This window comes from Blastomonas sp. CCH9-A1, from assembly GCF_001557175.1.
Taxonomy (GTDB): Bacteria; Pseudomonadota; Alphaproteobacteria; order Sphingomonadales; family Sphingomonadaceae; genus Blastomonas; species Blastomonas delafieldii_A.
The window spans coordinates 75,571-96,218 of sequence record NZ_LSHM01000030.1; the positions used below are offsets into that span (position 1 = coordinate 75,571).

The following is a 20,648-nucleotide window of genomic DNA, read 5'->3' on the forward strand; positions in this document are numbered from 1 at the left end:
CATCAGAAAACCTTGGGTTTTCTTCGATGACGGAATTCAGTTTAGCCGGCTGTGTGAGAAGGTCAATGCCCCGATTTAGAGGCCCTTCGCTATTCCCAAAGGCTGCAAACTCGCCCTTATTTAAGTCCTTGTTTGAGGGACGCCTTTGGCAGATGACCGCGATGTCTACTATATTCGCCCCGCGTCGGATTTTTGCCGCCGCATAGATCTCCATGATCGCCAATCGAGACAGTTTTCATGCCATTGTCGAGCACGTGCACGACACGTCTTCGACCTTCTCGATTGCGGGTTTGTGGCGAGCCAAAACGCTCCGCGTCTCCAGATGCGAACGAGCCGCCGCTAATCAGAGCCCGAGAGAAAAGTGGTTAAGCGATATCAGTAGGCTGTGATTCAGAGCGGCTGTCGAGACGACGGAGAGCCGGTCAGTTCTGTCGCTCGGCGCCATGCACTGGAGCCTTGGCAGATTTATGGCTGGCGTAAGAAGGTGATAAGGCAGTTAATGGAACGGGGACTGGACGATGCCGAATTGGAGACAGAAGGCTTCCCTTGGTGCCAACGTTGATCACGCCTGCCCAACATCGCCTCGATCCGCATGCTCACCTGCGAAATTACACGACATTTGGCCACGTAACGGGCTTTTTGAATCGGGCTTTAAGGCTCGCCAAATATAATTAGCCCAAGCCATTGAATTAAAACATTTTTTGCAAATGTTGGAATTTCATCAAATCATTTTTTTGGAAATTCCGGATTTTTGTACAATTTTCGAGTTTACGCCTGCCAAGGGGCTCACATTGAAGAGTGATCGATAAATCTTCTGCTTTGGATCTCATCACAGAATTTGACCGAATTTAATCTTCGACGAAATTTCTCACGGATTTTCGTCACAAAATATTTGGCGATCCTTCTTAGAAATATTCCAGTCGTGTGTCTGTCCAAATTTTTGCTACCGCATGAGGCAATTGACGTCGTTTTTTAGGTGATAGTCGACCGAAGACGACCAAATCGAACCCACGACTTTCCGTCATAACAATTTGTTTTTACTCGATTTTTCTATTACCTCCTAGTGACAAATGGATCGGCAAACCCATATTGTTACAAAAATCCAACAATTGCACAACAACGATTCTACGAAATGCCAACAATTGCCAAGATACCTTGCTTCGAACCTCAAAATGAATTTGACGAAAATCCAACAAACAATTTTCCGAAAATTTGTTGGCATTTAATCAGGAGTAAAATCCGTGGTTGAGGCATAAAAAAAAGAGAAATAAGCGCAACACAACCCGATCCCGAACATCAAATAGGGGATATAATTCTAGGCGCAATACCGCAAAGATTACGCGCTTCGCACGTAATCTTTGCTGCGCCCCGGACGCAATTGCGCGTCCGGGCATGGCGGCATCGGACCGATGCCTTCGGGCTCGTCCCTCGCCTTGTCGCGCTCCGGCTGCTCTGGGCGGATGGCTCAGCCATCCTTGGGTCTTGCCATGCTCTTCCGAGCAGGCGCTCGCGACCTTCGACTTGCAGATCGACGCTCGCGTGAACCCGCTGGCAAATGGCCCTGCGCAACACCAAGGTCTATGCGGGAAACAGGGTCATGGAACGTTGCCGTAATCGACCATAACGAAACGCTCGTCGATCACTCCCCAGTCTTTCGGTTTGGGTTCGCCCGGGTCCGGCATGTCGCCCTATCCCGGCCAGTATTCCCACTGAGGTTGCCGCTCATTCCATGTCGACAAAAATGGCCATGGTGTCCGCTGAGCTTTGCGCATGATTACGACGAGGCCGAAAGGGTCACTGGCGATGATCGGGCAGAGCAAATCGCCATTGACAGGCTTGCCCCCGTATCGTTTCCAAACGGTTCGTTCATGTCGGCACTCTCTGCGTCCCTTGGCAGACCTCGCGAACTTGATCGCCCACGGCCCCAGCAACAAAACAAAACGATTGGTGCCAATGCCGATCAGCGCCAAGCGCTCTATTGTGCGTCGAATAGTCGAGGTAAAAGCAAAAGCGCTATAATCAGGTCCACAATGAATCAGCGACAGTTTTATCTGGACCCGATGCCACCTTTGCGGTTTAACGTAATTGACGGACGTGATTGGAAGCGCTTGTGGCGGTAAGTTCAGGGCTGGAAAAGGTTGAACGGCTAGTCGCGCAACTTGAGGATGCGCTCGACATCGAGGGTAAAGAGAAGGACGCTCGCACGATCCTTCGACAGGCTCTGCTCGCGCGGTTGCCAAACCCTCCAGAAAGTGGCAGCTTGGCCGACGCGATAGAGGCCTTGGCAGAGCAAGGTGACGCCCAACAGTCGCTTGAGGCCGCGACTCTGCTGCGCTGCCTGGCTCGCGATTCAATGGTTAGCAGCACGCGCAAGGGTTCCATCGAGCGCCCTGTGGTGACGATCGTGGAGCGCACCCTTCCTGAGCTCGCCAACTTTATTGGAGCCTCGCAGAAAAGGCAGACCTTTGAGAAGTACGAGGTCTTAAGGACCGTTCACGGGCGAGTTGAGGAGAAGCTGGCGCCTTTCGTTACGTTGGCGACCGATTTAGATGCGATTGTGGGCGCTCGACAGCTCCTGGCCCGAACGCTCAACGATCCGTTGTTGAAGACCTACTGTGCGCCATCACACTTAGCTCAGATCCGAGCCGGCTTTGAGGTCGTTAACAACAAGCTGGCGCGCCTGCTCAAGGACACCGCTGGCCTGCCGACGAACATGACGGACTGCAAGCAGGCAATCGCGGATCAGATGGCTTATTGCACCTCACATTCCAACTTTTTGACCAAGCGTTATTTCTCAAAATATCTCGCTATCGCAGATGCGGCACTTGAGATGTTCCTCACTTCCGTGCGCGGGCGCTTCAAGGCTCAGATCGTACCTCGCGTAAGCGAAGGCGGCGCATTGCAGAAGCGCTACCCTTTCCGCGAGACGGGTCGCCAGATCAGGCTCGCGATTCCCCTGCGGAATCTTGGCCCGGGGATCGCCTCGAACGTAACGGTCCGGATCGAAACTGATCCCGAACGTTTTTTGCTCGCCACCGAGGAACTGTTGCTCGGAAGCGTCGCCGCAGGCGACTTCTCGGCAGTGTTCAATGGTGAGGTGATGACGGAAGCCGATGCCGTCGAGTTTCTGCTGTCCGTTGAATGGGATGAGATGGGAGGTGCAGGCCGACAACAAGTCGAAGTCATCGTGACGGCTAGCGCGCAGCGCTGTGATATCGACTGGCAAGCACAGACGTACCGGCGTCCCTACAGCACCGACGTCGCCAAAGGCGACACGTTCGTCGGGCGCGTCGACAAGGTCCAGGCGCTCGGCAACAAGATGCTCCGGACTCCGATGGAGTCTTTCTATGTCACCGGCCAGAAGCGGGTCGGGAAAACATCCCTTGCCCTTGCGGCGGTCGCGTTCGCCAAAGAGCACTCTCCAGAGCCCGGGATTGAGTCAAAATATCTGCTGTGGGGTACCATCGCAAATGCCGATCCGGCGGCCTCACTACGCGAATTGGGAACACAGATCGCCGAATTCATGATCGACAGTTTCCCCGCAGGTGTCCAGACGCCGGCGCTCAGTTTTGATGGAAGCATCGCCGCGCTCACCCGCCTCGCCGACATCGCGGCAAAAGTCCGTCCCGGACTGAAATATGTGATTGTCATCGACGAGTTCGACGAGATCCACCCTGAACTCTACCAACATGGCAACCTTGCAGAGACGTTTTTCGCCAATATACGCGCCCTCACCACCTGCGACAACGTCTGCGTAATCCTTGTCGGCGGCGAAAACATGCCGTTCGTAATGGATCGGCAAGGTCAGAAGCTGAATAAGTTCGTCCGTGTTCCGCTCGATTATTTTTCGCGCGATGCTGAGTGGGAGGACTTTCAGCTTCTCGTTCGGAAGCCTAGCACCGACGTGCTCGAATGGCATGAAGACGCGATTGCCGAAGTATTCAACGTCACAAATGGCAATCCCTTCTTCGCCAAAATCGTGTGCGCCGCCGTATTCGAGGACTGCGTGCGCGAGCGTGACTCAGACGTCACTGGTCAGGAGGTCCGTTCGGCCATTGCCGCCCAAGTGCCAGCCTTCGACACCAACGCCTTCGCTCATCTCTGGCAAGACGGCATCCATAAGCCGGTGAATGAACGCGAACCGGACATCTTACGCCGTTGCCGAACCTTGGTGCTTGTGGCGCGTGCTGCACGGCGCAACCTGCCAATCACGATTGAGAACCTGCTTGCTCAAAAGCACGGGTTGATGCTGCCAGATTCCGAGATCGTGCCCGTGCTACACAACTTTGTTGGTCGATCGGTACTGCGCGAGAATCAGGGCCAATATGCCTTTGTGCTGCCGATCTTTCGCGCTTGGCTGGTCGAGGTCGGGGGAAGTCGGCTGATTGCAGACGCGCTTGGCGAGGAGCTAGCACACCACGTGCAGGCCGCCGAGGACGAAGCATTTGTCCAGTCAAGCGAGATCACAGCGTTGGTGAGAAATTGGCCGACCTATCAGGGGCGGGAGATCACGAGCGATGAGGTACGCGCCTGGTTCGAGCAGGTCGAAGGCCATCGCCAGCAGCGCCTGCTGTTTAAGCTCCTACAGCACCTGCGCTTCTATGGCGACGTAGAGATCCGCGAAGCGCTCAAGACGTTGCACAGCTTCATTCGGCCATCGCTTCCGACTTTTGTGATTCGCAAACGAACTGATCGACGGTCGGACGTGCTGCTTACCTATGCAGATGGTGAAGGCAAGAGCGGTCAGTTCTACTCGTCCCGCTATGCCGAGACGAATGGGCTCTCCGCGAAGAGCATTATATCTCCCTACCATTTCTCCGAACAAGTGCGAGAAAAGATGAGTGCCGGGCTTAAGCCTGCGAGCTTGCTCTTTTTAGACGACCTGGTCGCGACCGGTCGCTCGCTTGCCAAGAACTTGAGCCGCTTCATAAGTGCCAATGAGGCCTTGCTGCGCGAGCTTAGCATACCCGTTATAGCGATGGCTGTCGTGGTCACGCCTGAGGGTGACGAGATGGTCCGGGAAGCCATGAGCGCATTTAACTGGCTTCATTTCGACTTGCGGTACGTCAATGTGGTTGGGCCGCGCGATCAAGCCTTTACCGGCGAACTCGGCATCTGGACTAACCAGGACGAGAAGGAACGGGCCAAGGCGCTATGCCAAGATCTCGGCACCTTAATTTACCCACACAATCCGCTCGGCTTTGGCTCTCAAGGCTTGCTTGTCAGCTTCCCCGTGAACTGTCCAAACAACACGCTGCCGATCCTGCACTCGCCATCACACGCTGAAGCAACCCGATCGTGGCGCCCTTTATTTCCGCGCGCAGTCCACTAGGGAATAGTGCCGTTGACCCACGGTGAATGTCAGATGGATCCGACATTTCTCGGACCTTCAGCCTCCAAATTAATTCCTCTGGGTGCGGACCGACCAGTTTCCGATCCTGTATGCCCGCTTCTGACTGATTTCTGGCAGACCGCTTATTGACGCCGTGCCGCGCCACGTTGCGCGGGAGAGAGCCGGTCTGCCATCTGGTCACTCCGGCAGCTCGTTGCTGGCGATGAGGCTGCACATCTGCTGAGGGCTGAGCTGGCTAAGCAAGTGCTGGGCCTGTGGATCAGAAAGCAGGCTGCGGGCCATACCTGACTTCCGCTCGAGCGCGCCCGCTACCGCTTCGTCGATCGTGTCGGATGCTATCAGCCGAAGATAGCTGACGGCCTGTTGCTGCCCGATGCGGTGGTTCCGGTCCTGGCTTTGTGCGTAGTGGTCATATCGCCACGACATCGATTCATAGATCGTGAAGCTTGCTGCCGTGAGCGTGAACCCCGTCCCAGCGGCCGCCGGGTTGGCGATGAGGACGCGTGTATTTGGGTCACCCTGAAACGCTGCGGCGACATCCTGCCGCTCTCCGGTCTCGATGCCGCCGTAAATCGCGACAGCCCCATATTGCGCGAAGCGCGCAACCAGCGCTTCGATATTACGCACATACGTCGACCAAATGATGATCTTGCGCCCAGGCACCGACAGGATGTCGCTTACGAGGCCGTCGAGAACCTCAAATTTGGCCGGCGTTTGCGCAGAATCCGGGAACAGCAGGCCCGGGTTGCTCGCGAGCTGGCTAAGCCGCGTGAGCTGCGCGAGCGCCGTCGAAGCGAACGCCCGATACTCATCGCCGGACATACCTTCGATGGAACAGACCATCTGGGTGCGCATTTCGTTATATAGGCGACGCTGCCAGCTTGGCAGCTCGACTACGACATCGGTGAACATCTTGTCCGGGAGATCGAGACATTCCTCCTTCGTCCGCCGGAGCACAAGCCGGTCCAGAACAGGCTTTGCGAACGCCGCCGATGGATCTTCTTCAGCGCGGGCAAGAAAGGACTCAAGCGACCCCAAAGCATGTTCGCCTGGCGCTATGATTTCGATCTGCGTGTGCAGATCGGCCGGCGTGTTCGTCACAGGGGTTCCAGAGAGCAGCCAGCGGTACTCGCAGCGCGGCGAAAAATGGCGCATTGACGTCGAGGTCAGCGACTGCCAGTTCTTGGCGGCGTGGGACTCATCGAGCACGAGAACGGTCCGGCTGCGGTCCACCAACGAGAGCACCGCGGTAACCTCGACCCTCGCCGTTTCATAGCTGGTCACGACGACGGCAGCGGTGGAGTTGGTGAACGTCCGGCGCCGCTCCTTCGGCGTGCCCTCGGCGATCTCGACGGCAATACCGGGCGCGAACTTTTCGATCTCCGCCACCCAGTTGCGCTTGAGCGAATTGGGGCAGATGACTAGCATCCGGTCGGCTCCGCCTTGCTCCAAGAGCTGACGGAACGCGTCGATCGCCACAAGGGTCTTGCCGAGGCCCTGTTCGAACGCGAGCAGGCCTTGGCGCCCCTTGATTAGAAAGGCAACGCCTTCGCGCTGATGCTCCATGAGTTCTACATCCATGGCTTAGGCGGCCTTGCCATGCTTCGCGTACAGCTGGTCGAAATACTCCAGCGCTTCGCGGAATTCTGCGACTTCGCCCGGATCGAGGGCCTTCATATCGGCCATGCTGGCCTCGCTTAGCGATGCCGTGAATTTACGCAAAGCAACCCGGAAAGGGCGCACGTCGGGCAGGATGCGGTGCTCGATCTGAACCGCGGCCTGATAGAGGAGTGCCACATCCTCCTCGCATAGGTCGCCTTCATCCCGATCGAGCGACCGGCTGATCTGCTGCCCGAGGGCGGCGATTTTCGCCTTGACGCTGCTCGAGTTCGACTTGATCTCGAGCGCGAGCCGGCTCGCGACATGTTTCTCGCCGGACTTGAGCTGTTCCCACTTTTCCGGGTCATCATAGAATTCTTTCAGAAAGCGGGCGTCGCGGTATTCCTTGAAGGCTTCGTTGCGCACCATGTCGAAGACATCGGCGCGCAATGCGTCGAAATTCGGATTATCATAATCGCGTAGCATGGAACCGATGACGCGTGCTTTGCTGGCCTCCTCGAGCACACTAAACTTTTCGGCTGCGATCTTTTCACCCTGACCATCGGCTTCATCGACATAGTCGACATAGGCATGCGCGAAGGCATAAGCGTCGCGAAGCCTCTGGACCCAGGACACCGATTTTTCCATGTGCTGGGCCATCTCGGTGACGTTCATCATCGCGGCGTCCTGGCCGTTGCCGACGACTGCATCGTGGATGAACTTCGCTTCAACATAGCGCCCCCAGTCCCTGACGCCCGTGCCGCGGACATGGATGCGGGCGAGCAAAATGGTACGTTCGCGCTCGCTGAATTCCGGCGGCAGCAGCTTGACCTTGATGCGGCGGAACTTGCCTTCCTTCAGCCCTTTGGTGTGCTTGCGGTCGAGTTGGCGGAAGATGGTGAGGCGTGTTGCGCCCTCCAGCACCAAAGCCTTTGCAGTGTCGTCGAAGCGCTGAACATAGATGGGCTCCATCTGACCGATATCGTCGATCGACTTGAGCAGTGTATCGTAGCCACGCGAATTTTGAAGTGCGGCCTCAAGCTGCGCTTCGGATTTGACGCCGCTGGCTGGCAGCAGGGTCTGGAGCCGCGGATTGTCGGACCACAGCGTGACGCCATCATAAATGTCGAGTTCGGCCTCTTCCAGTTCCCAATCCCGCCCGCCGATCTTCTCGACATATTTGCGTGGACGCGGTTTCAAATTCTTAGGTGCATCACTCATGCCAGCCTCCGACCGTTCACTTGCTACAGCAAGTTGTAGCAATCTTGGTATTACTGATTGCAAATCGCAGACGGCGTGTCAAGCGCGCGAACGATTTTGCTCGACGGCCGCGCACCAGGCGCTAGTATCTAGGCGCTGATGTTCAATGTTTGTTCCTCCGCCCTGCCCGTCGGTATTGGCGGATTAAGAGGCTCCCGGGGGCTGTGTGGTATTTAAAAAAGTGCAAGAATCTGAACAACTAAAGGTCTATCCCCCTTCGAAAGCTCCTCGTGGCGGTGCTCCAAGGTGCGTGGATCTTTTTGCCGGCGCAGGCGGCCTGGCGGTCGGCTTCCGCAATGCCGGATGGGCCGTTGTCGGCGCAAATGACATTGACAAGGATGCCGGCGCAACCTTCCGGCTGAACTTTCCGGAGTCGGTCTTTTTCGAAGGCCCAGTTTCTCTGCTTACCGCCGAAACGGTGTTGCGGGAGTGCGGCCTGAAGGAAGGAGAGCTGGATTGCCTAATCGGTGGCCCGCCCTGCCAATCCTTCAGCTACAACAACCATCAGCGAACAGAGATCGGCACACGCGCCCGGCTGTTCGAGCAATACCTCCGCATTGTGCGAGGCCTTCGTCCAAAAGCGCTCATCATGGAAAATGTGCCGGGCATTCTGACGATCGGCGACGGCAGCGTGATCAAAACGATCCAATTCGAGCTCGAGTCGCTCGGCTATGAAACCGTTGTCAAAATCCTATCGGCGGAGGAATTCGGCACACCGCAAGTGCGCCGTAGGGTGTTCATCGTTGCCAGCCGAATTGGTGCACCGGCTCAGCTGCTTCCCCAGCCGACCCACTTGTCGGCTGACCCGCGCAAGATTAAGGCGGGGCAGCGCAAGGGCCTTAAGCATTTGGTGACAGTGCATAAAGCGATCGGCGACTTACCTCAAATACCTAATGGCGGTGGTGAACGTGCAGTGCCGCGGGGCGGTTCGCGGGCCTTTTCAGAATTTCAGCGCATGGCGCGGAGCGGAACGCAGACGGTATTCAATCATGTCTGCCACAAGCTGACCGAGGTGAATCTGAACCGTATTGTTCATGTCCCGGAAGGCGGAAACTGGCGGGATATCCCACGGGATCTGCTCCCTGCAGGAATGCAGCGGGCGAAGTTGTCCGATCATACCAAACGTTACGGTCGCCTGTCTCGAAATGGCTTAGCTTCCACCCTGCTGACGAAGTGTGATCCCCATTGGGGCGCTTATGTACACCCCACTGAGCACAGGACCATTTCGGTGCGCGAGGCTGCGCGGTTGCAGGGTTTTCCTGACGCATTTCAATTTGCGGGCAATTGTCTGGGTAAACATTATGAGCAGGTTGGGAACGCCGTGCCAGTGCCGGTGGCGTGGGCCATAGCCGGGGCGGTCGCCAAACATTTGGTGCAGAGCGCGGCCCTAGAGCCTGATGATCCGACAGCCAATGAGTCTACGAAGCTCGCAGCATAACCAACGCACCATGTTACCCAATATAGCCTTGGCCGATCAAGATTGGCTGCGCATTGGCCGCTACAGGCGGGTGGATTTCGCGATGTCAGTGAATTTGTCCGACGGACATGTACAGAGGTGCTGACCTCGGTAGCTTGAGACCCCTCCGCAGGAAAACCGCCTCGCTCAACGCTCAGCTTCGGTCTGTCATCCAGATTGAAACTCTGGCCCTTGCTTCGCGGATTAACCGCGTGACATTCCATCCGGACTGTTACCCCCGAAGCTTGCGGTAATCCTGCGCAATTGTCCGAATCAGTTTCAAGCCATTTACGTGACGCGCAACCCTTGCAGGTAGTGCCATCTAAAAAAGGTATCGAATTGAAATGGAATCTGGAAGTGAATTAATGTCCGTTTCCCCTAAATCGATTTTGAAACGGGAACGACCGCTCTTCAGGCAACTGCTGCCGGGTTGGCCTGACATATTCCAATGTCGAGTTTCGGCCAGTTCCGACATTCAAGCGACCGCTTTGCAATGCGTAATCTAGGTCGCCACCGGTCATCCTAATCAGCCCATTGCCTGCAGTTCTTCAGCTACAACCCATCGCCTTCTAGCCCCGCCTGCTTGGAATGCAGGTTGCCCACTGCTGACCTTGCCATCCAGATCCCGGGCACCATTTGCGCAAAGCTCGCCCTTTGCTCCGGTGCTGATCCCAGAGCCACCAGCATCAACGAAAATGGCGTGTGCTGCGCCCTGCCCGTCGTGTCGAGAAACGGCACCCGGCCTTTGAGCAGGTAGATATCGGCATCAAGGCTGAGAACCTCCTGAAACAACGCCGAATCGGTCCGTACAGGCACCAGGCACACAACGGTTCGAGAGTTACCGACCCGCCACTGATCGTGCGCGCGTCGCAGCCATACGAGCAGCCTGGAATAGGGCGGGTTCACATAGACGAGATTGCCTGTCCAGGGTTCGGCAAGACCGTCACCGCCGTCGCTGAGCCTGATATAGCGGCTCGCAACCACTTGACTGGCTTCATGGGCGCAAGGATCGAGATCGACAGGGCCGAACGCCTCGTAGATGTGCGCCATGAACTCCGGCGGCGTGAAGCGGCTGTCACGATCGTCTTTCTGCCCTTCACCCCAATACGCCCGTTCCGGCGCTCTGCGCCTGGCCTTTGGCGCAAGGACGACCAGCAGCCGTTCGAGGCTGGCGACTGTGCCCTGGTCCCGTTCAAGTTGCGCAATCGTGGTCCGCGACAGGCCGGTTCGTTCGGAGAGCCGATCCATCGACCATGCCCGCGCCTGTCGCCGGGCGCGCAATTGCTCGCCGATGGTATTGCCGGTGCCAAGTCCGGTGATCCTGAAATCGAGAGCCTGCATGACCGCAACGAGCGTCTGGACCGAACCAACGCCGCGCTCCATCCGCTTGATGGCCTGCGGCGAGACGCCAGCGCGGTCAGCCAGCACACGCTGGGTCCATCCGCACTGGCACCTCGCCTCCCTTATTTGTTCGACCAGAATATGAGCCTCCCTGAGATCAGATTCTGATCTTGAGATTGGGGCACGGATATTCAAGGCGATAAGACTAACTGCCCCGATTGGCTGCCGTTGATGTCCTGGAATAGAACATCAGCAGGAGAAGGCATCAAAGCCGTCTCTGGCGACTTGCTCGATCGAGGGCCCTGCGCTCGGATTTGACTTGAGCGCACCTCAATCTGAAGACACCAGCTTTGCGTTAACTATAATATTTGCTCAATATATCTTGCATACTTTTGAATATTGCATCAAGTACAGATCGTCCCCGCCTTGAATTGGCGAGTCGGATCGGCAGTCCGCACGCCGCGTCGTGGAGCCGGTTTCGAGTGGATGGCTGACGCTGGGATGCCGTTGCCGGTGGTTGGGACAGACCACCGGCAAGTCGATGGTCGATGACCATAGGCTGGACCCGTGGGGAGGAAATGCCCCGCTGAGCGACCGCCCCTGCAGGTCGCTTCATCGACAACCCCAAAACCCTTTGTGGTGCCCGCAGGGAGCCTCAGACTTATGCCCGCCTATTCTGTTCCAAAATATCCCTATTACGCCGTCGATGCTGCGCTGGATTATATCATTCGCACTGCACAGCAGGTTTCGGACGACGGAGCCTGCGCGCTGGACTTTTTGCAAAGCTGCGAGGGCCTGACCGGCCTGGTTGGTCTGCGCGTCGAATCTTTGCCGAAAGCAGGCGCTGCCCTGCGTGAAGCGATGGTGGTGGTCTTCACACATCTCGCATCGAACAGGGCGCGGCCTCTTTCCGCGTTTGGCCGCGACGAGGACATTCGCCGCGTGCTGTCTCAGGCAGGATTTACGATCGTTCTGCTGCCTCGGACCCGCCGATCTACCAACCCATGGTGCCCGGGCCGCCCTTGAATGGCCCTGCAAAGCTGGACGTGATCCAGCCGCCATAAAACGCGCCGGGTTGCGGGATGACGGTTTCGCCATTGACCGTGCATTTGTCGAAGGGACCGGCGTAGAAGGCGATGTGGTTGCGCAGTATCGCGAAACTGGCGGTGGGGCTTGCATAGCTCCAGCCGACGCGCTGCAAGACCTCATCGCCGATGACGACATCCCAATAGCTGGCAGCGCCTTTCCATTCGCAGAAGGAGCTGCCGCTGACCCTGCGCAACAATCCCGGCGCAACGTCCTGCGGCGGGATGTAATAGCTCGGCGGATGGCTTGTCTCATAGGTGCAGATCGCATTGCGGGTCTCGGCAATGATCATGCCGCGATGCTCGATGCGGATGTGCGCATCTGAGGCTTGCGCGATCGCAGGGCGCGGGAAATCCCAGACGCTGAGCTGGCCGGGCTGCACCGGATCGGGCCTGGGAGGCATGCGATCTATTCCTTGTTGCTGGACCGCGCCCAGAGGCGCGTGGTGGCCTCGACGGCCATGGCATCGGCAGGATACGGCTTGTCGAACACGTACAGATCAGCAAGCGGCGCGTTCAGCCAGGTCTGCCATTGATCGGCGCGCAAGATCACCGGTGAACGATCGTGAATGTGCTCAAATTCGGGCGCATTGTCGGTCATCACGCCGGTATAGCAATCTCCCCATTCGTCCGATGTCCGCCAAAGCCCTGCCCAGGCAAATACCGGTTCGCTGCGCACCCACAGCCAGGTCTCGGTCATCTTGCCCGGCGTGCCGACGGCTTCGGCATAGCGCGACGCCGGGATCAGGCAACGATGTTCAGGCTGCGCTGCCCAGCGTTTCCAGAACGCGCCCAGCTTGTCGAACCGCGCATTGTTGACCGGCCTTGGCTTGAGCGGCTGGCCCTGCTTGCCCCTGAGGACGACGGGAAAGCCCCATGTCATTTGCTCCAGCACCATCTGGCCATCGCGCTGCCGGACCACCCAGCCAGGCTCTTTGGGGTGCACCGTTGCCGGCCCCTCGTTATAGGCCCTCAGCACCCTCGCGCTGAAATGATCCTCGATCCGCTGGCGTTCACCGGGCTGATAGCGGTTGCACATGCAGGGAAGCTGAGATGTCCCTGCTTCCATGTCAATGTCAGCGGCATAGCGCCGCGCCCAGCGCTGGCGCAATTTCAGGGCAGGCGGCTTGAGGCCCATCTTGAGATACCAGCTATCGAGCATGCCCATCAGCGTATTGATCCGGTGGTCCTGACCGCTCGCGGCCGTGCACGCCCATGCATTGGAATCGACCAGTGCATCCCAGAATGCCCCGCATTGCCACGATTGCGCAGCACCTGTGTGCATCAGCCATTTGAGCGCAAGCCGCTGCCCCCAGGTTCGTTCAACTTCGCCTGCCTGGGCCTGCGCAACCGCATCCTCGAGCGTGCGCAACGCAGTCTGGCTCACATCCTGACGGGTGGTTTGGGAGGCGTCGATTCGCATGGGCGCGTAATAGAACATAAAGCGAACATATTGCGCAATGCTGCTTGTCCGGAGCCATAGCTCTGCGCCCCGGGCGCAGTCCGCCCTCGCATGAGGCGGCAAGAGGAAAATCTCTCGTCGGCAGGGCCTGTGATCGAGTTGGGATGGAGGAAAAGGATTTCTTCAGGCTCGGTCACGGAGTCTGAAAATGGACAGAAGACCAGAAAATATGAGTACCGCCGCACCTGCGGCAACCAATGACGAAATCGCAATCCGTATCCTGCTGCCGGCTGCCAAGCTGGAGCATTTCATCGTCAGCAAGCAGCCTGTCGAGCCGCTGCTGCAGGTCGCGGTCATCGACGTGGAGACCACCGGCACGGATGCGCTGTGCGATCAGATCATCGACCTCGGCTATGTGATCCTGCTCGTCGATGCCGAAGGGGATATTGTCGATATCCTGACCGTGCGCGAGGCGCTGGCTGATCCCGGCGCGCCTCTGCCAGAGCGCATCTCCCGGCTGACCGGGCTGACAGACGCTGACCTGCGGAGCAAGGCCATTGATCTCGATCTGGTCGAGGCTGATTTCAGTGGGGTCGATGTGTTCGTGGCGCACAACGCCCGGTTCGATGCGTCGTTCATCCGCCAGTTGCTACCTTCCACGGCCGACGCCGCCTGGGCATGCTCCCTGAACGATTTTGACTGGCTGATGGACGCTGGCCTTGATGGACGGGCGCTCGGCCATCTGCTGGCTCAGGCTGGTTTCTACAATGACGGTCACCGCGCGCTGGCCGATGTCATCAGCCTCATCCATCTGCTGGCCTATCCGCTGCCGGACGGCAGACCGGTGCTCGGAACGCTCCTGGATAATGCCAGCCGGGAGACCTGGCGCGTCGAGGCGACGCGGGCACCGTACTCGGCGCGCAACATCCTGAAGGACCGTGGTTACAGCTGGGACCCTGCTGCCAAGGTCTGGTGGACCGAGGTTGCCGACGGTCAGGTCGAAAATGAGGAAATGTGGCTGTTTCGCCATGTCGTCCCGCATGGCCCCAGTCCACGGCTGATCAGCATGAACTGGCATCAGCGCCATCGCTGAGCCGGTGGACATATCGACCACGCCGCAACGGCGGTGCGGTCAGACCCTTCGGACATTTGGAAGGTGAGCCTTCTCAAAGAGGGGAAAAGCTCATCCAACTCCACAGAAAAGAAAGCAGAAATTCCATGACTACACCCAACCAGCGTCAGCAAAACCAGCTGCACGCCCTGCGTCAGGCAATGGGCCTGCCGCTCCACCGCACCGTCAACGATGCCATCGCGTTCAGCATCGGCAAGATGATGGACCTGCAATATGGCGTCGAGCTCGGACGCTATGCCGCCGAGGTGCAGAAGGACTGTATCCATGTCGGCTTTGCCCATGCCGGAGCCAAGCGACCCGGCGGCTATGCGGTTGTCTATCGCGAGCTTTGCGAGGTGAACATCTTCCGTCGCTGCCTGCCCTATGCGGCATCGGAGGATGCGCCGGTCGTGCTGGTCAGCGTCAACGAGAAGGAGCAGTTCTTCATCGATGCGCGCGGCAGCCTGCAGCGAATCCCGGGCCTGCCGGATCAGATTGGCACGGGCAACAGGCGGGCGTTGTCCCGGATGCGCAAGATCGTCGCAACCATGGGCGATGCGTCGATCCCAGGTTGCGGCTTGATGGAAACGGACGCGGCAGTCCTGGCCGAGACGGGACCCCGCAATCCGGTGATCTGCATGCGCTGACGCGCAGGCCGATCGCGGCCATCACTCAATCAAACCCATCTGAACTCATGCCGAAGGCCGTCCGATCAGGGCGGCCTTTGGCGCATCAAGGAACATCAACATGCGTAAATTTACCTATATCGACACCGAATCCGCTTGGGACGAACGGCTGCATGCCGCCTCGCTCCGCATCAATCCGCACCTCATGCCTTTCCACCGCATCGCCAGTCGCCGCATCTTTGCCGCAGCCGCATTCGACGTCGGCGTTTCGGACGAGGGTGCAATTACCTGCGAGTCCATCACCCGCTGGGCTGCGGACAAAGACGGCGACGAGCGCCAGGTGGTCCGCGACCTGTTCTGCCACCTGCACGCGCGGACAGACCGCACGGTCGTGGGCTATGGCAGCATCGCCACCGATGCGCAGCTGCTCCAGCTCGCTGCCCAGGAATATTCGCTGCCGCTGCCGCTGCACTTCAAGGCCGAGCGCCCAAGGCACGAACGCGTCGATAGTCCGGGCCGCCATTTCGACCTCGGCCTTGCCATGAAAGGCCGCAGCAAGACATGGCACCATATGTCCGAAATCCTGGTTCGCATCGGGCTGCCCGCCTTTCTCATGTCGGGCAAGAAACACGTGCGATTTCCGCACAACGATCAGGGCTGGGACGATGTCTGCGCCCATGTCCAGCTGGACTGCGCGTTGCTCTCCATTGCGCATCTGGCATGGCTGCGCAGTCAGGGCCATCCGGGCATCGATTCCTGGACGGCGGCGCTCGCAGTGCTGGAATGGCTGCGGCGCAGTGCCAATCTGACCGATGACATGCAGAACAAGCTCAGGCGGACCTGCGCAGGGCTTGAACTCATGATCGGTGACGAGCAGCCGCTGGCGGCCTGAACAGCCAGTTCAGCCTGCCATCGAGAGGCATTATTATATATTTTCATGTTGGAAATTCCGACATAAAAATATGCGTGGCGTGGGACCGGTCGCTGCTTCCATCAGTGAGCAGGGCGCGGCCTCACGCCATTCTGTTGCATGGTAAATGCCTGCTAACCGTAACTGCACCACGATATTGCTGATTGACTTCAGCACCGTTGGACACGGTCGTCACGGATACTCTCTATCGCGCCCTCGTCTTTCAGAGATACTTAAGGATCACGACCTACGCTGCGAATCACGCCAATTTCAGCTCAAGCGGGGTTCTACACATTCATGCGCCAAATCAGAAAAATTCGGACAGGCTGTCTGAAAAAAACCAGTTTGGCGCATGGATAGGTAGAACCCGGTGTCGGCTGAGACTGGGCCCAAGGCCATGCCATACCGTGCGCTCACGCGCGAAGAGGTCAAGAAAGAGCTGGCAAAGCTCGATATCGACCAAGCCGTGCTGATCGCCAGGCACTTTACCGACGGCCTGCGGCTAGAGGCCGATGACCTCATGAGCGAGGCGGCATGCCGCGCGCTGACCACCCGCCGATGCCGGGAAGAACTCACCTTCTCGATGTTCTTTTCCGGCGTAATGCGCAGCATTGCGTCCAGCGCACGCAAAAGAGCCGAGCGTCGCGAAGAGGATTTCGTCCACTTGCCCGTCGACGATGTTGCAGAGCGCATGGCGCTGGTCGGCTATGTCGTTCCGACGCCGGAAGACGTGATCGAGACCGAAAAGGCTCGCACCTATTTTGCCGACCTTCTCAAGCAACTGGCTGCCGACCAGCCATTGCAGGCAGCCTTGATCGACGGCATTGGAATGGGGCTGCGCGGCAAGGCCCTGGCAGACCATCTGGGCATTCCGCAGGAGAAACTGGCCACCGCGCAAAGGGCGCTCAAACGCCATGTACAGCGCCTGTGGCCAGAGGATTTAAAGGATCGAAAGCCGACGCAGGGCAAATAGCGCATCAAGGCGAGCCAACCGCTCGCCATATCGATGGATTCAACACCAACGCTTGGCTGCGACCGCAGCAGAGCAAGCATTCCCGGCGGGGCAGGCTTCCAAACCTCTATTCTCAGCACATCCCAAAGCCTACGAGGAGGGCGCCTAGTATCTCCCCAATATGAAGTAATTCTGAGCTTGTTGAGGCGCTGGTGATTGCCAAGAGACTTGACGCACTCATCAATCGCGTCCCATCACAGATCGATCCAGTCCATGATCGTTTCCCGGGGTAACGCAGAGTGAGCGACGCATTTTTCAATAGTCCGATCCTCAACAGCCCCTACGAGGAACCAGTTCTGCATTGGGAGCTGGATGACACTGGCCAACCGACAAGCATAATTGTGCCGCGCCGCCGCCAAAGCGCTCTGGTTTCGCCTATTCCAAAGGCCAAGAAGGTTCGTGGCAAGGCCGTCCAGCCGGACCTTCTGGCTGACGAATCGGGACAGGAATATAACCCGACCGAAGTCATCAACGGCATTCGCTCAGCGGTCGACAGCTGGCGGCGATTGCCGGAAAGCCAATGGCAGGTGACTGCAACTACGGCTCGGCTGCTTCGCCATTGGCGCATGCATGAATTTGCCAATCAGCGCCCCTTCTTCTGTCAGGTCGAAGCTGTCGAGACCGTCATCTGGCTGACCGAAGTTGCACCAAGATCCTCCTCGCAAGGTCGGCGATTCTGGACACATCTTGAAGCTGCCAATGCAGCCTCCAACCCCGAGCTGATGCGCATGGCCCTTAAGCTTGCCACTGGTGCGGGCAAGACCACGGTCATGGCTATGCTGATCGCATGGCAGACGCTGAACGCAGTCCGCCATCCCAATGCCAAGCGGTTCTCCAAGGGCTTTCTGGTCATCGCGCCCGGCATCACGATCAAGGATCGGCTTCGGGTGCTGCAACCCAACGATCCAGAGAGCTATTACAAGAGCCGCGAGATCGTGCCCGATGACATGCTGCTCGATCTTGGGCGCGCAAAGATCGTGATAACCAATTTCCACGCCTTCAAGAAGAAGGACGAGGTCGCTCTCAACAAGGTGCAGCAGGCAGCGTTGCGGACCGCGCCAAAGCCCGAAAGCGACGGCGCCATGATCCGCCGCGTCGCAGGCGAACTCATGGGCCTCAAGAATATCGTGGTGCTCAACGACGAGGCGCACCACTGCTACCGTGAGCGCCCGCTTTCCGATGAGGAAATGAAGGCGCTCAAGGGCGATGAACTGGCCGAGGCAAAGCAGGCCAATGAAGCGGCTCGCCTCTGGATTTCGGGCATTGAGGCGGTGAAGCGCGAACTGGGCGTCTCGATGGTCTACGACCTGTCTGCTACGCCATTTTTCCTGCGCGGCTCCGGTTATCGCGAGGGATCGCTGTTCGGCTGGGTAATGAGCGATTTCAGCCTGATGGACGCGATCGAATGCGGGATCGTAAAGCTTCCTCGCGTGCCGGTGATGGACAATGTGACCGGCGGCGATACACCGATGTTCCGCAACCTTTGGGAGCATGTTGGCAAGCAGCTCCCCAAAAAGGGACGCGGCAGCGCCAAGGGACTGGATCCCCAGAAGCTGCCCAACGAACTGCTCACCGCCATCGATGCGCTGTACGGCCATTACGAGAAGACGCACGCGCTGTGGCGTGAGGCCGGGATCGGGGTCGATCCGGTGTTCATCGTCGTGTGCAACAACACCGCGACCTCCAAGCTCGTGCACGATTACATCGCCGGGTATGAGATCACCGACGACGACGGCAATGTGACCCCGATCAAGGGCAAGTGTGCGCTGTTCCGCAATTTCGATCCTGACGGCACTGCCCTGCCCCGCATGCGCACGCTCCTGATCGACAGCCAGCAGCTTGAAAGCGGCGAGGCCATCAGTGCCGAATTCCGTGACGCGGCCAAGGACGAGATCACGCGGTTCAAGGACGAGCTGATCCAGCGCACCGGAGATCGCGCTGCTGCGGACAAGATCGACGATGCCACCATATTGCGCGAGGTGATGAACACGGTCGGCCGCAAGGGCCAGCTCGGCGAAGGCATTCGCTGCGTTGTTTCGGTGTCGATGCTGACCGAAGGATGGGACGCCAACACCGTCACCCATGTCCTCGGCATCAGGGCTTTTGGCACCCAGTTGCTGTGCGAGCAGGTGATCGGCCGCGCGCTGCGCCGCCAGTCCTATCAATTGCAGGCTGACGGCAAGTTCCGCGTGGAATATGCCGACGTACTCGGCATTCCGTTCGATTTCACCGCGCAGCCGGTCATCTCCAAGCCGTCACCGCCGGACAACATGGAGCGTGTGCACGCGATCAGCCCAGCGCGCGACCAGGCCGAAATCCGCTATCCAAGGGTCGAGGGTTATCGCACCGAGTTGCCCAGCGAACGGCTGACCGCCAGCTTCTCGCCCGATTCGACGCTGGAACTGACGCCCGAGCTGGTCGGCGCGACCGAAACCATCAACTCGGGCATTATCGGCGAGACGGCAGACCTCACCATCGAGCATCTGGCCGATACGCGTGCCGCAACCATTCACCTCAAGCTCGCCGAATGGATCGTGAAGCGCAGGATGACCAATGCCGGGGAGCGGCCCAATATCGGCCTGATCCTGCAAACCAAGACCATCGTGCGGCAATGGATGGCCGAGCATCTCGTGCTGGCCGGAGGCACCCAGCCCGCCCAGCTGCTCTATTACAACATCGCCGATCGCGTCGCCGATCGCATCATGGCGGCGATCACGCGCGGGCAGGAAGGCGGCGGCCGCGTGCTCGCCATGCTCGATCCGTATAACAAGGTCGGCAGCACCCGGCATGTCAGCTTCATGACCAGCAAGGATCGCTACGCCACCAGTGACCGCTGCCATATCAACTATGCCGTGCTCGACAGCGACTGGGAGGCGGAATTCTGCCGCGTCGCCGACAAGCACGCCAGCGTCCTTGCATGGGTGAAGAACCACAATCTGGGCTTCGAGGTGCCCTATAGCGCCGGCGGAGAGGCGCGGCGCTATCGCCCCGATTTCATCCTGCGCATCAATGACGGGCGCGGCCCCGAGGACCCGCTGCACCTGGTCGTCGAAATCAAGGGCGCGCGCGACGAGGACGACAAGGACAAGGCCGAGACCATGCGCACCCTTTGGGTTCCGGGCGTCAACGCCTTGGGCGAATTCGGCCGCTGGGGCTTTGCCGAGTTCACCGACGTTTGGGCCGACGGTATCCACAGCTATCTCACCTATCTGCTCGCCGACAGCCGAGAAGGACAGATGAGGGAGGCGGAGGTGACCCGCTCGCTGCCCGCCGACACGCCGACCTATGGCCGCATCCGCCAGGGCTTTGTCTACAAGCGCGTGCCGCACATCACGCTCAAATCCATCGCCAACAATGCCGAGATCGACACGATCTGGGAGGCATATCAGGAGCGGCTGGAGCCACTGCGCGCCCAGATCAACGCGGCGCTGGGCACCGACTGGCAGGAATGGCAGATTCCGCGCGAGCTGACCGCGCAGCAATCCGCCGCCTC

The 20,648-nt window shown here is 58.7% G+C and carries 12 protein-coding genes and 1 pseudogene; 8 read left to right on the forward strand and 5 right to left on the reverse strand.

The genetic code is table 11. The features are described from left to right. Positions 1-2,110 precede the first annotated feature (2,110 nt). The gene (locus AX725_RS08335; protein WP_202185043.1) at positions 2,111-5,332 is read left to right on the forward strand and encodes a phosphoribosyltransferase-like protein; all 3,222 of its coding nucleotides are present in this window, start codon (positions 2,111-2,113) and stop codon (positions 5,330-5,332) included. A 198-nt stretch (positions 5,333-5,530) separates the two neighbouring features. Here AX725_RS08335 and AX725_RS08340 read toward each other — a convergent pair whose 3' ends face one another. Both AX725_RS08340 and AX725_RS08345 read right to left on the reverse strand, forming a co-directional pair. Then, positions 5,531-6,934 (reverse strand): DEAD/DEAH box helicase, encoded by a 1,404-nt coding sequence (locus AX725_RS08340; RefSeq protein WP_081097022.1) that lies wholly within the window; start codon positions 6,932-6,934, stop codon positions 5,531-5,533. 3 nt (positions 6,935-6,937) lie between these two features. Beyond that, positions 6,938-8,173 (reverse strand): hypothetical protein, encoded by a 1,236-nt coding sequence (locus AX725_RS08345; RefSeq protein ID WP_155645848.1) that lies wholly within the window; start codon positions 8,171-8,173, stop codon positions 6,938-6,940. 289 nt (positions 8,174-8,462) lie between these two features. Here AX725_RS08345 and AX725_RS08350 point away from each other — a divergent pair, with 289 nt between their 5' ends. After that, the gene (locus AX725_RS08350) at positions 8,463-9,650 is read left to right on the forward strand and encodes a DNA cytosine methyltransferase (protein ID WP_196490515.1); all 1,188 of its coding nucleotides are present in this window, start codon (positions 8,463-8,465) and stop codon (positions 9,648-9,650) included. Between the two features lie 570 nt (positions 9,651-10,220). Here AX725_RS08350 and AX725_RS08355 read toward each other — a convergent pair. Next, a complete protein-coding gene (locus AX725_RS08355) occupies positions 10,221-11,204 on the reverse strand; it encodes a DNA N-6-adenine-methyltransferase (protein ID WP_081097023.1) in 984 nt (327 codons plus the stop codon). 468 nt (positions 11,205-11,672) lie between these two features. Between AX725_RS08355 and AX725_RS08360 the strand changes: the two genes are divergently transcribed. Further along, entirely contained in the window at positions 11,673-12,035 is a 363-nt protein-coding gene (locus AX725_RS08360) for a hypothetical protein (RefSeq protein ID WP_066114184.1), read from the forward strand. On the opposite strand, the gene AX725_RS08365 is transcribed toward AX725_RS08360, so the two are convergent. Next, positions 12,004-12,498 (reverse strand): DUF427 domain-containing protein, encoded by a 495-nt coding sequence (locus AX725_RS08365; protein WP_066114181.1) that lies wholly within the window; start codon positions 12,496-12,498, stop codon positions 12,004-12,006. The two genes, AX725_RS08360 and AX725_RS08365, sit on opposite strands and share 32 nt — an antisense overlap. A gap of 5 nt (positions 12,499-12,503) precedes the next feature. Next, complete coding sequence (locus AX725_RS21500) at positions 12,504-13,517, reverse strand: SOS response-associated peptidase (protein ID WP_231733287.1); 1,014 nt, start codon at positions 13,515-13,517, stop codon at positions 12,504-12,506. A 208-nt stretch (positions 13,518-13,725) separates the two neighbouring features. Between AX725_RS21500 and AX725_RS08375 the strand changes: the two genes are divergently transcribed. The 5 genes and pseudogenes from AX725_RS08375 to AX725_RS08395 form a co-directional block, all read left to right on the forward strand. After that, entirely contained in the window at positions 13,726-14,589 is an 864-nt protein-coding gene (locus AX725_RS08375; RefSeq protein WP_230962363.1) for a 3'-5' exonuclease, read from the forward strand. A gap of 125 nt (positions 14,590-14,714) precedes the next feature. Continuing rightward, positions 14,715-15,254, forward strand: a complete 540-nt coding sequence (locus tag AX725_RS08380) for a hypothetical protein (protein WP_066114175.1) — start codon at positions 14,715-14,717, stop codon at positions 15,252-15,254. Positions 15,255-15,354: 100 nt separating this feature from the next. Next, positions 15,355-16,125 (forward strand): hypothetical protein, encoded by a 771-nt coding sequence (locus AX725_RS08385; protein ID WP_066114172.1) that lies wholly within the window; start codon positions 15,355-15,357, stop codon positions 16,123-16,125. 415 nt (positions 16,126-16,540) lie between these two features. Beyond that, on the forward strand, positions 16,541-17,116 hold the full coding sequence (locus AX725_RS08390) for a sigma-70 RNA polymerase sigma factor region 4 domain-containing protein (RefSeq protein WP_066119100.1): 576 nt from the start codon (positions 16,541-16,543) through the stop codon (positions 17,114-17,116). Between the two features lie 278 nt (positions 17,117-17,394). Further along, positions 17,395-20,334, forward strand: a pseudogene (locus AX725_RS08395) (BPTD_3080 family restriction endonuclease); the annotation flags it as partial. Positions 20,335-20,648 lie beyond the last annotated feature (314 nt).

Coding starts and splice junctions, on each gene's coding strand:
- AX725_RS08345 (WP_155645848.1), bottom strand. CDS start 8,173: ATGAGTGATGCACCTAAGAATTTGAAACCGCGTCCACGCAAATATGTC.
- AX725_RS08385 (WP_066114172.1), top strand. CDS start 15,355: ATGCGTAAATTTACCTATATCGACACCGAATCCGCTTGGGACGAACGG.
- AX725_RS08380 (WP_066114175.1), top strand. CDS start 14,715: ATGACTACACCCAACCAGCGTCAGCAAAACCAGCTGCACGCCCTGCGT.
- AX725_RS08340 (WP_081097022.1), bottom strand. CDS start 6,934: ATGGATGTAGAACTCATGGAGCATCAGCGCGAAGGCGTTGCCTTTCTA.
- AX725_RS08375 (WP_230962363.1), top strand. CDS start 13,726: ATGAGTACCGCCGCACCTGCGGCAACCAATGACGAAATCGCAATCCGT.
- AX725_RS08360 (WP_066114184.1), top strand. CDS start 11,673: ATGCCCGCCTATTCTGTTCCAAAATATCCCTATTACGCCGTCGATGCT.
- AX725_RS21500 (WP_231733287.1), bottom strand. CDS start 13,517: ATGCGAATCGACGCCTCCCAAACCACCCGTCAGGATGTGAGCCAGACT.
- AX725_RS08390 (WP_066119100.1), top strand. CDS start 16,541: ATGCCATACCGTGCGCTCACGCGCGAAGAGGTCAAGAAAGAGCTGGCA.
- AX725_RS08365 (WP_066114181.1), bottom strand. CDS start 12,498: ATGCCTCCCAGGCCCGATCCGGTGCAGCCCGGCCAGCTCAGCGTCTGG.